This window comes from Streptomyces sp. NPDC005423, from assembly GCF_040606415.1.
Classification (GTDB): domain Bacteria; phylum Actinomycetota; class Actinomycetes; order Streptomycetales; family Streptomycetaceae; genus Streptomyces.
The window spans coordinates 64864-80696 of the sequence record NZ_JBEXET010000014.1; the positions used below are offsets into that span (position 1 = coordinate 64864).

Annotated in this window: 13 protein-coding genes; 12 read left to right on the forward strand and 1 reads right to left on the reverse strand. The window is 71.5% G+C overall.

Annotated features, from left to right (window positions below):
* Positions 1-79: 79 nt before the first annotated feature.
* Positions 80-628 (reverse strand): carbonic anhydrase, encoded by a 549-nt coding sequence (locus ABZT12_RS17290; RefSeq protein WP_356384332.1) that lies wholly within the window; start codon positions 626-628, stop codon positions 80-82.
* 434 nt (positions 629-1062) lie between these two features.
* Here ABZT12_RS17290 and rsmH point away from each other — a divergent pair, with 434 nt between their 5' ends.
* From rsmH to pgeF, 12 genes are all read left to right on the forward strand, one after another.
* The gene (rsmH, locus tag ABZT12_RS17295) at positions 1063-2061 is read left to right on the forward strand and encodes a 16S rRNA (cytosine(1402)-N(4))-methyltransferase RsmH (protein ID WP_356384599.1); all 999 of its coding nucleotides are present in this window, start codon (positions 1063-1065) and stop codon (positions 2059-2061) included.
* A gap of 79 nt (positions 2062-2140) precedes the next feature.
* Positions 2141-2764, forward strand: a complete 624-nt coding sequence (locus ABZT12_RS17300) for a septum formation initiator family protein (RefSeq protein WP_356384335.1) — start codon at positions 2141-2143, stop codon at positions 2762-2764.
* A 5-nt stretch (positions 2765-2769) separates the two neighbouring features.
* Positions 2770-4728 (forward strand): penicillin-binding protein 2, encoded by a 1959-nt coding sequence (locus ABZT12_RS17305; RefSeq protein ID WP_356384338.1) that lies wholly within the window; start codon positions 2770-2772, stop codon positions 4726-4728.
* A 160-nt stretch (positions 4729-4888) separates the two neighbouring features.
* Entirely contained in the window at positions 4889-6409 is a 1521-nt protein-coding gene (locus ABZT12_RS17310) for a UDP-N-acetylmuramoyl-L-alanyl-D-glutamate--2,6-diaminopimelate ligase (RefSeq protein WP_356384341.1), read from the forward strand.
* 4 nt (positions 6410-6413) lie between these two features.
* Complete coding sequence (murF, locus tag ABZT12_RS17315; RefSeq protein WP_356384344.1) at positions 6414-7829, forward strand: UDP-N-acetylmuramoyl-tripeptide--D-alanyl-D-alanine ligase; 1416 nt, start codon at positions 6414-6416, stop codon at positions 7827-7829.
* Positions 7826-8899 (forward strand): phospho-N-acetylmuramoyl-pentapeptide-transferase, encoded by a 1074-nt coding sequence (gene mraY, locus ABZT12_RS17320; protein ID WP_356384347.1) that lies wholly within the window; start codon positions 7826-7828, stop codon positions 8897-8899. Before murF ends, mraY begins: the two co-directional genes overlap by 4 nt.
* The gene (gene murD / locus ABZT12_RS17325; protein ID WP_356384350.1) at positions 8881-10323 is read left to right on the forward strand and encodes a UDP-N-acetylmuramoyl-L-alanine--D-glutamate ligase; all 1443 of its coding nucleotides are present in this window, start codon (positions 8881-8883) and stop codon (positions 10321-10323) included. The genes mraY and murD overlap by 19 nt, the downstream gene beginning before the upstream one ends.
* A gap of 21 nt (positions 10324-10344) precedes the next feature.
* On the forward strand, positions 10345-11715 hold the full coding sequence (gene ftsW / locus ABZT12_RS17330; protein WP_356384353.1) for a putative lipid II flippase FtsW: 1371 nt from the start codon (positions 10345-10347) through the stop codon (positions 11713-11715).
* Positions 11716-11721: 6 nt separating this feature from the next.
* Complete coding sequence (murG, locus tag ABZT12_RS17335) at positions 11722-12810, forward strand: undecaprenyldiphospho-muramoylpentapeptide beta-N-acetylglucosaminyltransferase (RefSeq protein WP_356384356.1); 1089 nt, start codon at positions 11722-11724, stop codon at positions 12808-12810.
* Between the two features lie 25 nt (positions 12811-12835).
* Positions 12836-13630, forward strand: a complete 795-nt coding sequence (locus tag ABZT12_RS17340; protein ID WP_356384359.1) for an FtsQ-type POTRA domain-containing protein — start codon at positions 12836-12838, stop codon at positions 13628-13630.
* Between the two features lie 278 nt (positions 13631-13908).
* Complete coding sequence (gene ftsZ, locus ABZT12_RS17345) at positions 13909-15096, forward strand: cell division protein FtsZ (protein ID WP_356384362.1); 1188 nt, start codon at positions 13909-13911, stop codon at positions 15094-15096.
* Positions 15097-15107: 11 nt separating this feature from the next.
* Positions 15108-15830 carry a peptidoglycan editing factor PgeF gene (pgeF, locus tag ABZT12_RS17350; RefSeq protein WP_356384365.1) on the forward strand — a complete coding sequence of 241 codons (723 nt, stop codon included), beginning with the start codon at positions 15108-15110 and terminating at the stop codon, positions 15828-15830.
* Positions 15831-15833 lie beyond the last annotated feature (3 nt).

Genomic DNA, 15833 nt, shown 5'->3' on the forward strand with positions numbered 1-15833 from the left:
ACAACTGCCCGCACTTTGTCGGGCCTTACGACCTTTTGGGTGGTCCGCAAGCAAGCTGTTCTCGGGGTGGGAAGACCGTTCAGGCAGGGTCGATCTCGCGCAGCAGACCGGTCTTGACGTCGAAGACGAAGCCGCGCACGTCGTCGGTGTGCGGGAGGAAGGGCGAGGTCCGCACGCGCTCCATCGACTGCCGTACGTCCTGGTCGACGTCCCGGAAGGCCTCCACGGCCCAGGCCGGGCGCTGGCCGACCTCCAGCTCCAGCTCGTGCCGGAACTCCTCGGTGAGGGACTCCATGCCGCAGCCGGTGTGGTGGATGAGGACGACGCTGCGGGTGCCGAGCGCCCGCTGGCTGATGGTGAGTGAGCGGATCACGTCGTCGGTGACCACACCGCCCGCGTTCCGGATGGTGTGGCAGTCGCCGAGCTGGAGGCCGAGAGCGGCGTGCAGGTCGAGACGGGCGTCCATGCAGGCCACCACGGCGACGCGCAGGACCGGGCGGGCGTCCATCCCGGGGTCGCCGAAGGCGGCGGCGTACTGTGCGTTCGCCTCGACGAGGCGGTCCGTCACGGTCCCACCGTCTGGTATGGCGCCTTCGGGCTCTGTGGTTACGGATGCGGAGGTCGTCATACCTATGACGATACTGGTCACCGCTGGTTCGGTCATGGAGCGGGAGTGGAAAAAGCGCGTCATCGCATCCTCTTGTGAGGTAACCCACACGGTGGCGGAGGTGCACCCTTACGGGGGGTTATTCCCCTTTTGAGGCTTCGCATTCACCCCGACCCGCGACGCGCAGGCCGATTGATTGACCGCGAGACACGGTGGACTAAAGTGACGCGAAGCGGGAGGCGAGGCCCTCCCTGCTGGACTGACTTCCCCGAGGACCCCGGCGACTTTCCGGGTTCTTCACGCGTGCGCGGCGCGCACGTACGGCTCGGCCTCCTCCCGCTCCCGGTCGGCCGACGCTTCCGGCGCCGGCCGGTCTCGTTACCTCCGCGAGCGGGCGGGTACCCGGCGGTGCGTGCGACCCCGCCGGACCTGAGAGGGCCCAGAAGCCGATGGAGATGGAGCGCGCGGCGCGTTCGGACAAGGGCGGCGGCCGGCCGGAGGGACAGAGCCGCCACGTCCCGGTGATGCTCCAGCGGTGTCTGGACCTGCTCGCCCCCGCCCTGGAGCGGCCCGGAGCGGTGGTCGTCGACTGCACCCTCGGACTCGGCGGCCACAGCGAGGCCCTGCTCACCCGGTTCCCCGAGGCCCGGCTCGTCGCCCTCGACCGCGACAAGGAGGCCCTGCGCCTCTCCGGCGAGCGGCTGGCCCCCTTCGGTGAGCGCGCCACCCTGGTGCACGCCGTCTACGACGAACTGCCCGCCGTACTCGACCGGCTCGGCGTCCCGCGCGTCCAGGGCGTCCTCTTCGACCTCGGCGTCTCCTCCATGCAGCTCGACGAGGCCGACCGCGGCTTCGCCTACGCCCAGGACGCCCCCCTCGACATGCGCATGGACCAGACGACCGGCATCAGCGCCGCCGAGGTCCTCAACACCTACCCGCCCGGCGAACTCGTGCGGATCCTGCGGGCGTACGGCGAGGAGAAACAGGCCAAGCGGATCGTCTCCGCGGTCGTACGGGAACGCGACAAGGACCCCTTCGACACCAGCGCGCGGCTCGTCGAGCTGATCCGCGACGCGCTGCCGCAGGCCGCCAAGCGCACCGGCGGCAACCCGGCCAAGCGCACCTTCCAGGCGCTGCGCATCGAGGTCAACGGCGAACTGTCCGTCCTGGAGCGGGCGATCCCCGCCGCGGTCAAGACGCTAGCCGTGGACGGACGGATCGCCGTCCTGTCGTACCACTCGCTCGAAGACCGCCTGGTGAAGCAGGTGTTGGCGGCCGGTGCCGCCAACACCGCGCCGCCCGGGCTGCCGGTCGTCCCCGAGCGGTTCCAGCCGCGGCTCAAGCTCCTGACGCGCGGTGCCGAACTTCCCACCGAGGAAGAGGTCGCCGAGAACCGACGGGCGGCCCCGGCGCGGCTGCGCGGGGCCCAGCGCATCAGGGAGGACGCCGAGTGACGCAGGCGCAGGGGGAGCCGGGGGACGGATCGCCACGCAGGTCCCGTACGTCCGAGATCCCCACCCCGGGGAGCGTGAGGTGAGCCGGAAACCCGAACTGAGGGGCAGGGGTGCCCGGCTCGCGCGGCTCTTCCCGGCCGGACCGGGGCAGGCGGCCCGCACCCCGTTCGTCCTCCTGGTGGTGCTGCTCCTCGGCGGCGGCCTCATCGGGCTGCTGGTGCTGAACTCGGCGCTCAGCGAAGGGGCGTTCAAACTGGACGACCTCCAGAAGCGGACCAAGAACCTCACCGACGAGGAACAGGCCCTGCAACGTGACGTCGACGCCTACTCGGCCCCCGACGCCCTCCAGCGCCGCGCCCACGAACTCGGCATGGTCCCCGGCGGCGACCCCGCCTTCCTGGACCCGAACGGCACCGTCCGGGGCGTCCCCGAAACCGCGGGCGCCCTCGGCACCGCCGTGCGCACCCCGCTCGTGCTCGCCCCCGAGGCACTCGTCAACCGCACCGGCACCGGCACGGCACCGGCCCGGACCCTGGTCGCCCCGCCGGCCCCGGCGAGCCCGCCTGCTCTGCCCCGGACCCGGGTCGCCCCGCCGGTCCAGGCCACCCCGCCGGCCCCGGCCTGGACCCCGGCCGCCTCGCCGGCCCTCGCCGTGACCCACTCCCCGGTACCGCCCATCCCGACCCCGACCCCCGGCAGGTGACGGAAGTGTCCGACAGGGAACCGCCGCGCCGCCGCGTGCCAGGACCCGCGAGGCCCGCCCGCCCCGACGCCCGGCGCCGCCCCGGGCCGGGCGCCCGCCCGCCCCGCCGCCCGACCCCGCCCCGTCCGGCGGCGCCGGGCGCTCTCCGGCTCGGCAGCCCCCGCCCCCGGCTGCGCATGATCAGCCTCGGGCTGACCCTGGTGCTCATCGCGTTCGTCGTACGACTCCTCCAGGTGCAGGCGGTGGACGCGAGCGCCTACGCCGCCAAGGCCGCGCAGAACCGGTACGTCGACTACGTACTGGCCGCCGAGCGCGGCGAGATCACCGACCGCTCCGGAGTGGCCCTCGCCAACAGCGTGGACGCCTACACGATCACCGCGGACCCCACCCTCTTCACCCGCGCACAGCTGAAGGTCGACGACGGCCCCGAACAGGCCGCCGCCCTCCTCGCCCCCATCCTCGGGGTGGACCAGGCGGGGCTCGCCAAGAAGCTCCGGCCCGGCAACAAGGAGCTGCGCTACGTCGTGCTCGCCGACCGCCAGAGCCCGCAGGTGTGGAAGCAGATCAAGGACCTGCGCTCCGCCCTGATCACCAAGGCGGCCGCCGGCAGCGGCACGGTCAACGTCCTCGCCGGTGTCCTCGCCGTCCCCACCACCAAGCGCGTGTACCCCAACGGCGACCTCGCCGCCGGGATACTGGGCTGGGTCAACGCCGACGGCAAGGGCGGCGGCGGGGTCGAGCAGCAGCTGAACTCCGCGCTCTCCGGCAAGGACGGCAAGGTCCGCTACGCGCAGTCCGGCGGCATCCAGGTGGCCACCGCGGGCTCCGCCGAGACGCCGGCGGTGCCCGGTTCCGACGTGGAGCTGACCATCGACCGCGACATCCAGTGGGCCGCGCAGAACGCGATCACCGAACAGGTGCGCAAGTCCAAGGCGGACCGCGGCTACGTGGTGGTGCAGGACACCCGCACCGGACAGATCCTCGCCATGGCCGACTCGCCCGGCTTCGACCCCAACGACCTCTCCCACGCCGACTCGGCCGCCCTGGGCAACGCGGCGCTCCAGGACGCCTACGAGCCCGGTTCCACCGCCAAGGTCATGACGATGGCCGCCGTACTCCAGGAGAACGCCGCCACCCCGCTGACGCATGTCGTCGTACCCAACCGGCTGCACCGCGGCGACCGGCTCTTCCAGGACGACATCGACCACGCCACCTGGAACCTGACGCTCAACGGCGTCCTCGCCAAGTCCAGCAACATCGGCACCATCCTGGCGGCCGGCCAGCTCGGCAAGACGCAGCCGCAGGCGAACAAGGTCCTCTACTCGTATCTGCGCAAGTTCGGCATCGGCAGGCCCACCGGGCTCGACTTCCCCGGCGAGACGAGCGGCATCCTCGCGCCCGCCGACAAGTGGTCCACCTCGCAGCAGTACACGATCCCTTTCGGCCAGGGCATGTCCCTCAACGCGGTGCAGGCGGCCTCCGTCTACTCCACGGTCGCCAACGGCGGAGTCCGCGTCGAACCCTCCCTGGTGCGCGGCACCAAGGGTCCCGACGGCCGCTTCACCCCCGCCGCCGAGCCCGCGAAGACCAGGGTCGTCAGCGCGAAGACGGCCAAGTCCCTGGCCCAGATGCTGGAGTCCGTCGTCGACGACGAGCAGGGCACCGGCGGCAAGGCAGCGATCCCCGGCTACCGGGTCGCGGGCAAGACCGGTACCGCCAACCGGGTGGATCCGGCCACCGGCAAGTACAAGGGCTACACCTCGTCGTTCGCCGGGTTCGCGCCCGCCGACAACCCGCGCGTCACCGTCTACTGCGCCATCCAGAACGCCACCAGCGGCAGCTACTTCGGCGGCCAGATCTGCGGACCGATCTACAAGCAGGTGATGGAGTTCGCCCTGAAGACCCTCCAGGTCCCGCCCACCGGGGCGAAGGCCGCGAATCTGCCCGTCTCCTTCACGCCCTGACCGGCGCAACCAGCCAGGAATGCCCGTGACCATGATCACTCCCGACGCCGGGAACCAGGGCGCGCCAAGCCCCTCGCTTCGCTCCGGGGCGGGTGCGCCCGGTACGCTCACCGCCGTGCCACACCCTGATCAGATCCAAACCCCCCGGAAGGGCGTTTCCGTGACATACCCGGGGCCGCCCAGGCCGGCGCAGGTCTCCGCAACACCCCTCGCGGAGCTGGCCGATCAGCTGGGCGCCGCCGCGCCGACGATGAGCGCGGAGGTCACCGGCATCACCCACGACTCGCGCGCCGTCCGCCCGGGCGACCTGTACGCCGCCCTGCCCGGCGCCCGGTTGCACGGAGCGGACTTCGTCGCGCAGGCCGCCGGTCTCGGCGCGGTCGCCGTCCTGACCGACCCGGCCGGCGCCGACCGCGCCGCCGCGACCGGCCTGCCGGTCCTGGTCGTCGACGACCCGCGTGGACGGATGGGCGGACTCGCCGCCACCCTCTACGGCCGCCCCGGCAGCGATCTGCTCCAGGTCGGCATCACCGGCACCTCAGGCAAGACGACCACCGCCTATCTCGTCGAGGGCGGCCTGCGGACGGTCCGCTCCACCGGCCTGATCGGCACGGTCGAGACCCGCATCGGCGACGAGCGCATCAAGTCCGAGCGCACCACGCCCGAAGCGACCGATCTCCAGGCCCTGTTCGCGGTCATGCGCGAGCGCGGGGTGGACGCGGTCGCCATGGAGGTCTCCAGCCACGCGCTGGTCCTCGGCCGGGTCGACGGCTGCGTCTTCGACATCGCCGTCTTCACCAACCTCAGCCCGGAGCACATGGAGTTCCACTCCGGCATGGAGGACTACTTCCAGGCCAAGGCGCGGCTGTTCACTCCGGAACGCAGCCGGTCCGGCGTGGTCAACCTCGACGACGAGTACGGCCGCAGACTCACCGCGCAGGCCACGGTCCCCGTGGTCACCTTCTCCGCCGAGGGCCGCCCGGACGCCGACTGGCGCGCCGAGGACGTCGAAGTCGGCCCGCTGGACTCGACGTTCACCGCAGTCGGCCCCAAGGGCGAGCGGATCAGCGCCCGTTCACCGCTGGCCGGCTCCTTCAACGTGGCCAACACCCTCGCCGCGATCGCCGCCCTGGCCACCGCGGGGCTCGACCCGCAGCTCGCCGCCGACGGCATCGCCGCCGTACCGGGCGTACCGGGGCGCCTGGAGCGGGTCGACGCGGGACAGCCGTACCTCGCGGTGGTCGACTACGCGCACAAGACGGACGCCGTCGAGTCGGTGCTGCGGGCGCTGCGCAAGGTCACCGAGGGCAGCCTGCACGTCGTCATCGGCTGCGGCGGCGACCGGGACCGCACCAAGCGCGGGCCGATGGGCGCCGCCGCGGCCCGGCTCGCCGACACCGCCGTACTGACCTCCGACAACCCCCGCTCCGAGGACCCCCTCGCGATCCTCGCGGCCATGCTGGAGGGCGCCGCGTCCGTGCCCGCGCACGAGCGCGGCGAGGTCCAGGTCTTCGAGGACCGGGCCGCCGCCGTCGCCGCCGCCGTCGCCCGGGCCCGCCCCGGGGACACCGTGCTGGTCGCCGGCAAGGGCCACGAGCAGGGCCAGGACATCGCCGGAGTGGTCCGCCCCTTCGACGACCGCCAAGTGCTCCGCGAAGCTATCCAGAAGACCCAGGGATGAATTTGTGATCGCCCTCTCTCTCGCCGAGATCGCAGAAGTCGTCGGCGGGCAGACGCACGACATACCGGATCCGTCCGTCCAGGTCACCGGACCGGTGGTCCGCGACTCCCGGGAGGTGCGGCCCGGCAGCCTCTTCGTCGCCTTCGCCGGCGAGCGCGTCGACGGCCACGACTTCGCGGCCCAGGTCGTCGGGGCGGGCGCGACGGCGGTGCTGGCCGCCCGGCCGGTGGGCGTCCCCGCGATCGTCGTGGACGACGTCCAGAGCGCCCTCGGCGCCCTCGCCCGGCACGTCGTACGCCGGCTCGGCGCGACGCTGGTGGCCCTCACCGGCTCGGCGGGCAAGACCAGCACCAAGGACCTCATCGCCCAGGTGCTCGCCCGCAAGGCGCCCACGGTCTTCACGCCGGGCTCGCTCAACAACGAGATCGGGCTGCCGCTGACCGCGCTGAGCGCCACCGAGGAGACGAGGTTCCTCGTCCTGGAGATGGGCGCCCGGGGTATCGGTCACATCCGGTACCTGGCGGGTCTCACCCCGCCGAGAATCGGTCTCGTGCTCAACGTCGGCACCGCCCACATCGGCGAGTTCGGCGGCCGCGAACAGATCGCACAGGCAAAGGGCGAACTCGTCGAGGCCCTTCCCCCGGCCGAGGACGACGGCGTCGCGATCCTCAACGCCGACGATCCGCTCGTACGGGCCATGGCATCCCGTACGAAGGCGAAGGTGATCCTTTTCGGAGAGTCCGGCGAAGCGGACGTACGGGCCGAGAACGTGCGACTCACGGACAGCGGACAGCCCGCCTTCAGGCTCCGCACACCCTCCGGTGCAAGCGACGTGACCATGCGCCTGTACGGTGAGCACCACGTGTCGAACGCGCTCGCCGCGGCCGCCGTCGCCCATGAGCTGGGCATGTCCGCAGACGAGATCGCCACCGCGCTCTCCGAGGCGGGCTCCCTCTCCCGCTGGCGCATGGAGGTCACCGAGCGCCCGGACGGCGTGACCATCGTCAACGACGCCTACAACGCGAACCCCGAGTCCATGCGAGCCGCCCTGCGCGCGCTCGCGGCAATGGGCAGAGGGCGGCGGACCTGGGCGGTGCTCGGCAAGATGGCCGAGCTCGGGGACGAGGCGCTCGCCGAGCACGACGCGGTCGGACGGCTCGCCGTCCGGCTCAATGTCGGCAAGCTCGTCGCGGTCGGGGGCAGGGAAGCGTCCTGGCTGCAACTGGGCGCATATAACGAGGGTTCGTGGGGTGAGGAGTCGGTGCACGTGTCCGACGCACAGGCGGCGGTCGACCTGTTGCGCAGCGAGTTGCGCCCGGGAGACGTCGTGCTCGTGAAGGCGTCCCGTTCGGTAGGCCTCGAAAGCGTTGCGCAGGCGCTGCTGGAGACCGGTGCCGCGGGCGGGGGCGATGTCCGATGATGAAGCAGATCCTCTTCTCGGGCGTCATCGGTCTCTTCCTGACGCTGGGCGGCACCCCGCTGCTGATCAAGCTGCTGGCCCGCAAGGGCTACGGCCAGTACATCCGTGACGACGGCCCGCGCGAGCACGCCAGCAAGCGCGGTACGCCGACGATGGGCGGTATCGCCTTCATCTTCGCGACGGTCGCCGCGTACTTCCTCTCCAAGGTCATCACCGGCTACGCCCCGACCTACTCGGGCGTGCTGGTGCTCGGCCTGATGGTCGGCATGGGCCTGGTCGGCTTCCTCGACGACTACATCAAGATCGTCAAGCGGCGTTCGCTGGGCCTGCGGGCCAAGGCGAAGATGGCCGGTCAGCTGATCGTGGGCATCAGCTTCGCGGTGCTCGCGCTCCAGTTCAAGGACGCCCGGGGCAACACCCCGGCCTCGACGAAGCTGTCGTTCATCACCGACTTCGGCTGGAAGATCGGCCCGATCCTCTTCGTCGTCTGGGCGCTCTTCATGATCCTGGCGATGTCGAACGGCGTGAACCTGACGGACGGTCTGGACGGCCTCGCCACCGGCGCCTCCGTGCTCGTCTTCGGCGCCTACACCTTCATCGGCGTATGGCAGTTCCAGGAGTCCTGCGCCAACGCGCAGACCCTGACCAACCCCAACGCCTGTTACGAGGTCCGCGATCCGCTCGACCTCGCGGTCATCGCCTCCGCCCTGATGGGGGCCTGTCTCGGCTTCCTGTGGTGGAACACCTCGCCGGCCAAGATCTTCATGGGCGACACCGGTTCGCTCGCCCTCGGCGGTGTCCTGACGGGGCTGGCGATCCTCTCCCGCACCGAGCTCCTCGTGGCGATCATGGGCGGCCTCTTCGTCCTCATCACGATGTCCGTCGTGATCCAGGTCGGCTCCTTCAAGCTCACCGGCAAACGGGTCTTCCGAATGGCGCCCCTCCAGCACCACTTCGAACTCAAGGGCTGGTCGGAAGTGCTCGTGGTGGTCCGCTTCTGGATCATCCAGGGCATCTGCGTGATCGTCGGCCTGGGCATCTTCTACGCGGGATGGGCGGCCGACAAGTGACCGACGGGCAGGGGATCTCCTGGGAGGGCAAGCACGTCACCGTCGCCGGACTCGGTGTCTCCGGAATGCCGGCGGCCAGGGTCCTGCACGGCCTGGGCGCGGTCGTCACAGTAGTGAACGACGGCGACGACGAACGCTCCCGCACCCAGGCCGCCGAACTGGAGGCGCTCGGCGTCACCGTGCGGCTCGGCGACGGAGCGACCCTGCCCGACGGCACCGAACTCGTCGTCACCACCCCCGGCTGGCAGCCCGACAAGCCGCTGTTCACCGCGGCCCGGAAGGCCGGCGTGGAGATCTGGGGCGATGTGGAACTGGCCTGGCGGCTGCGCGGCCTGGGCGGTGGCGAACCGGCGCCCTGGCTCGCCGTCACCGGCACCAACGGCAAGACCACCACGGTCCGGATGCTCGCCTCGATCCTCGAAGCGGCGGGCCTGCGCACGGCGGCCGTCGGCAACATCGGGGTCTCGCTCCTCGACGCGGTACTCGGCGAGGAGCGCTACGACGTACTCGCCGTGGAGCTGTCCAGCTACCAGCTCCACTGGGCGCCCTCGCTGCGCGCCCACTCCGCCACCGTGCTCAACCTCGCCCCCGACCATCTCGACTGGCACGGCTCCATGGAGGCGTACGCCGCCGACAAGGGCCGTGTCTACGAAGGCAATCGGGTCGCCTGCGTCTACAACCTCGCCGACCCGGCCACCGAGCGCCTCGTCCGCGAGGCCGACGTCGAGGAGGGCTGCCGGGCCGTCGGATTCACCCTGGGCAGCCCCGCGCCGTCCCAACTCGGCGTCGTGGACGGCATTCTGGTCGACCGTGCCTTCGTCGAGGACCGGCAGCACAACGCCCAGGAACTGGCGGAGATCTCCGACATCGACCCGCCCGTCCCGCACAACATCGCCAACGCCCTCGCGGCGGCGGCCCTGGCCCGCGCCTTCGGGGTGCCCGCCAAGGCCGTACGCGACGGACTGCGGGCCTTCACGCCCGACGCCCACCGCATCTCGCACGTCGCCGAAGTGGACGGTGTCGCCTACGTCGACGACTCCAAGGCCACCAACACCCATGCGGCGCAAGCCTCGTTGGCGGCCTACGAGTCGGTCGTGTGGATCGCGGGCGGCCTCGCCAAGGGCGCGACCTTCGACGAGCTGGTCGCCGCGTCGGCGAAGCGGCTGCGGGGCGTGGTCCTCATCGGCGCCGACCGGGCGCTCATCCGGGAAGCCCTGGCGCGACACGCCCCGGAAGTACCCGTCGTCGACCTCGAACGGACCGACACTGGGGCGATGCCCGCGGCGGTCCAGGAGGCCCGGCGGCTCGCGTCCCGGGGCGACACGGTGCTCCTCGCCCCGGCCTGCGCCTCCATGGACATGTTCGCCAACTACAACAAGCGCGGTGACGCGTTCGCCCAGGCGGTTCGCGAACTCGGCGCCTGACCGAGCCAAGCGGAGGCGCTGATGCCCAGTAGCCGTACCGGCCGTCCGCCCGTGGAGCAGCGGCGGGCCCCCAGAAGGCCCGCCGCCGCCCGGACCGTCCGTGACAACCCCGTGGCCCGCCTCCACGACCGCGCGCGCAGAGCCTGGGACCGGCCGCTGACCGCCTACTACCTGATCGCCGGCGGCAGCGTACTGATCACCGTGCTCGGCCTGGTCATGGTCTACTCGGCCTCCCAGATCACCGCGCTCCAACTGTCGTTGCCGGGCTCGTACTTCTTCCGCAAGCAGTTCCTCGCCGCCTCCATCGGCGGGGTGCTGCTGCTGGTCGCCTCGCGGATGCCGGTCCGGCTGCACCGGGCGCTGGCCTATCCGATCCTCGCCGGCGCCGTCTTCATGATGGCGCTGGTGCAGGTGCCCGGCGTGGGGATGTCGGTCAACGGCAACCAGAACTGGATCTCCCTCGGCGGCTCCTTCCAGATCCAGCCCAGCGAGTTCGGCAAGCTCGCCCTCGTGCTGTGGGGCGCCGACCTGCTGGCCCGCAAGCAGGACAAGGCGATGCTGGCCCAGTGGAAGCACATGCTGGTGCCGCTGGTGCCGGCCGCGTTCATGCTGCTCGGGCTGATCATGCTCGGCGGCGACATGGGTACGGCGATCATCCTCACGGCGATCCTGTTCGGCCTGCTCTGGCTGGCCGGCGCCCCGACCCGGCTCTTCGTCGGCGTGCTGTCCATCGCCGCCACGCTCGGTGTGATCCTCATCAAGACCAGCCCGAACCGGATGGCCCGGCTCGCCTGCATCGGTGCCACCGAGCCGAAGGCCGGGACCACCGACTGCTGGCAGGCCGTGCACGGCATCTACGCCCTGGCCTCGGGCGGCATCTTCGGCTCCGGGCTCGGCGCGAGTGTGGAGAAATGGGGGCAACTCCCCGAAGCGCACACCGACTTCATCTTCGCCGTCACCGGCGAGGAACTGGGTCTGGCGGGCACACTGTCGGTCCTCGCCCTCTTCGCGGCTCTAGGCTATGCGGGTATCCGCGTGGCCGGACGCACGGAGGACCCCTTCGTGAGGTATGCCGCGGGAGGCGTGACCACCTGGATCATCGCGCAGGCGGTGATCAACATCGGTGCGGTGCTCGGGCTGCTGCCGATCGCCGGCGTCCCGCTCCCGCTGTTCTCCTACGGGGGCTCCGCCCTGCTGCCGACCATGTTCGCCATCGGGTTGCTGATCGCCTTCGCGCGCGACGAGCCCGCTGCGCGGGCGGCGCTTGCGATGCGGCAACCCCGCTTTGGTAGAAAGCGGGGGGCGAAGGGCTCCAAGCTCGGCCGGAGTCCCCGTAGATGGAACACGATGCGACGGCGTGCCTCGGCGGCGCGTTCGTCCGGAGAGCGGTGAATTTCGGTGCATGTCGTACTCGCTGGTGGAGGGACCGCCGGCCACATCGAGCCCGCGCTCGCCCTCGCGGACGCCCTGCGCAGGCAGGACCCCACCGTGGGGATCACGGCGCTGGGCACGGAGCGCGGCCTGGAGACCCGCCTCGTACCGGAGCGGGGCTACGATCTCGCGCTGATCCCGGCCGTACCGCTGCCGCGCAGGCCCACCCCCGAACTGATCACCGTCCCGGGCCGGCTGCGCGGCACGATCAAGGCCGCCGAGCAGATCCTGGAGCGCACCAAGGCGGACGCGGTCGTCGGCTTCGGCGGCTACGTGGCGCTGCCCGGCTACCTCGCGGCCAAGCGCCTCGGAGTGCCGATCGTGATCCACGAGGCCAACGCCCGCCCCGGCCTGGCCAACAAGATCGGCTCGCGGTACGCGGCCCGGGTCGCCGTCTCCACCCCCGACAGCAAGCTGCGCGACGCCCACTACATCGGCATCCCGCTGCGCCGCACGATCGCCACCCTCGACCGCGCCGCCGTACGGCCCGAGGCGCGCGCCGCGTTCGGCCTGGACCCGAACCTGCCGACGCTGCTGGTCTCCGGCGGCTCGCAGGGCGCCCGCCGGCTCAACGAGGTCGTCCAGCAGGTCGCGCCCTACCTCCAGCAGGCCGGGATCCAGATCCTGCACGCGGTCGGCCCGAAGAACGAACTGCCGCAGGTGCACCAGATGCCGGGGATGCCCCCGTACATCCCGGTACCGTACGTGGACCGGATGGACCTCGCGTACGCCGCGGCCGACATGATGCTCTGCCGCGCGGGCGCGATGACCGTCGCCGAACTCTCCGCCGTCGGACTCCCGGCCGCCTACGTCCCGCTGCCCATCGGCAACGGCGAACAGCGGCTCAACGCCCAGCCGGTGGTCAAGGCGGGCGGCGGACTGCTGGTCGACGACGCGGAACTGACGCCCGAGTGGATCCAGGGCAACATCCTGCCCGTGCTCGCCGACCCGCACCGGCTGTACGAAATGTCCCGCGCCGCCAGCGAGTTCGGCCGCCGGGACGCCGACGACCTGCTCGTCGGCCTGGTGTACGAGGCGATCGCCGAACGCCGTTAGGCGCGGGCAGGAGAGGCAGGGCAGCGTGGCCGGACCGACCACCGCCGAGCGCGGTGCACGCCAGCAGGAGTCGTCCGGCCCGCCGCTGGTCCGGCGGTGGGGGCGACGGCGCCTTCGGATGATCGTCGTTCTGGCGTGCGCCGTACTCCTGTCGGGCATCGGCGCGGTCTGGCTGCTGTACGGCTCGCCGTGGCTTCGGGTGGCCCGCGTATCGGTGTCCGGGACCGGCGTGCTGACGCCGGCTCAGGTCCGTGCGGCCGCCGACGTACCGGTCGGAGCGACGATGATCTCCATCGACACCGACGCGATCGAGGCACGACTGCGCCGGCGGCTGCCCCGGATCGACGGGGTCGACGTGGTCCGTTCCTGGCCGCACGGAATCGGACTCAGAGTGACCGAACGCACTCCCGTCCTGGTGGTGAGGAAGGGCAAGGAGTTCGTCGAAGTCGACGACGACGGCGTCCGGTTCGCCACGGTCCCCCGACAGCCGAAGGGCGCCCCCGTACTGGAGTTGAAGCCCTCTCCCCGCGGCTCGGCCGGCCCGAGCCTGCGCCGCTTCGACGAGAGCAGCCTGGTCCGCGAGGCGGTCCTCGTCGCCGGCCGCATCCCGGCCGCGGTCGCCCGCTCCACCCGGACCGTCAAGGTCCGTTCCTACGACGACATCTCGCTGGAGTTGGGCGACGGACGGACCGTCTCCTGGGGGAGTGGCGACCAGAGCGCCGCGAAGGCCCGTACGCTGACCGCTCTCATGAAAGCGGCTCCGGCCGCGCGGCACTTCGACGTGAGTGTCCCCACGGCCCCTGCCGCGGCGGGGAGTTGACGCACGTCCGCGCAGGTCGGCCCCCCGGTTGGGCAGCGCTATGGCTGATCACATAGGGTGAAAAGAAAAACGGGAGGTTCGGCGTGTTCGTTGAACGTGCGCCACTTGTCGACTTAGTGTCCTGTTCGGAAGAGTCCAAGGAACAGACACACTGGTAACCCTAAACTTCAGCGTTAGGGTTCGGGTCGGCGTTCGGACCGTCCCCTTCGGCATCAGTCGTCGGATCGCGGCAGGGCCGCGAGGCGACGACACGTAAATCGAGGCGAGAGGCCTTCGACGTGGCAGCACCGCAGAACTACCTCGCAGTCATCAAAGTCATCGGTGTCGGCGGCGGTGGTGTCAATGCCATCAACCGGATGATCGAGGTCGGTCTCAAGGGCGTCGAGTTCATCGCCATCAACACCGACGCGCAGGCGCTGTTGATGAGCGACGCCGACGTCAAACTCGACGTCGGCCGTGAACTCACCCGCGGACTCGGCGCCGGCGCCAACCCGGCCGTCGGCCGCAAGGCCGCGGAGGATCACCGCGAGGAGATCGAGGAGGTCCTCAAGGGGGCCGACATGGTCTTCGTGACGGCCGGTGAGGGCGGCGGCACCGGCACCGGCGGCGCGCCGGTCGTGGCCAACATCGCCCGCAACCTGGGCGCCCTCACCATCGGCGTGGTCACCCGCCCGTTCACCTTCGAGGGCCGCCGCCGCGCCAACCAGGCCGAGGACGGCATCGCGGAGCTCCGCGAAGAGGTCGACACCCTCATCGTCATCCCGAACGACCGCCTGCTCTCCATCTCCGACCGCCAGGTCTCGGTCCTCGACGCCTTCAAGTCGGCCGACCAGGTCCTGCTCTCCGGTGTCCAGGGCATCACCGACCTCATCACCACGCCCGGCCTGATCAACCTCGACTTCGCCGACGTCAAGTCGGTCATGTCCGAGGCCGGTTCGGCCCTCATGGGCATCGGCTCGGCCCGCGGCGACGACCGCGCGGTGGCCGCGGCCGAGATGGCGATCTCCTCCCCGCTCCTGGAGGCGTCCATCGACGGCGCCCGGGGCGTGCTGCTCTCCATCTCCGGCGGCTCCGACCTCGGCCTGTTCGAGATCAACGAGGCCGCCCAGCTGGTCAGCGAGGCCGCCCACCCGGAGGCCAACATCATCTTCGGCGCCGTGATCGACGACGCCCTCGGCGACGAGGTCCGGGTCACCGTGATCGCCGCCGGGTTCGACGGCGGCCAGCCGCCGGCCCGCCGGGACACCGGTCTCGCCTCGGCCGGCTCCAAGCGCGAGGAGCCCACCCCCGTACGGCAGGAGAGCCGTCCGTCCTTCGGGTCGCTCGGCAGCGTCAAGCCGAAGGAGGAGCCGGCGCCCGCGCCCGAGCCGATGGCCGACCTTCCGGTCGCCCCGCCGGTCCCGCCGTCGCGGACCTACTCGGACAGCGCCGCCGAGGAGCTGGACGTGCCGGACTTCCTCAAGTGATAGAGCAACGCTTGGGAACGAGCACCGCGAGCGGCGCGCACTTCGCCTTCACCGACAGGTGGGGCGGGGTGAGCGCCGTTCCGTACGAGGAGCTCAACCTCGGCGGAGCGGTCGGCGACGACCCCGACGCCGTCCGCGTGAACCGTGAACTGGCCGCCAAGGAACTGGACTTGGACCCGGCCGACGTGGTCTGGATGAACCAGGTGCACGGGCCGGACGTGGCCGTGGTCGACGGGCCGTGGGGGACCGGGCCGGTGCCGCGGGTCGACGCGCTCGTCACCGCCCGGCGCGGCGTCGCCCTCGCCGTGCTGACCGCCGACTGCACCCCGGTGCTGCTGGCCGATCCGGTCGCCGGAGTGGCCGCCGCCGTCCACGCGGGACGCCCGGGCATGGTCGCCGGGGTGGTTCCCGCCGCCGTACGGGCCATGACCGAACTCGGCGCCGACCCCGCGCGGATCGTCGCCCGCATCGGACCCGCCGTCTGCGGCCGGTGCTACGAAGTGCCGGACGACATGCGGGCCGAGGTGGCCGAGGCGGAACCGGCGGCGTACGCCGAGACGAGTTGGGGCACTCCCGCGGTCGACGTGACCGCCGGCGTTCTCGCCCAGCTCGAACGGCTCGGGGTGCGCGACCGGGAGCAGTCACCGGTGTGCACCAAGGAGTCGGCCGACCACTTCTCGTACCGCAGGGACCGCACGACCGGTCGGCTCGCGGGCTATGTGTGGCTGGACTGACGG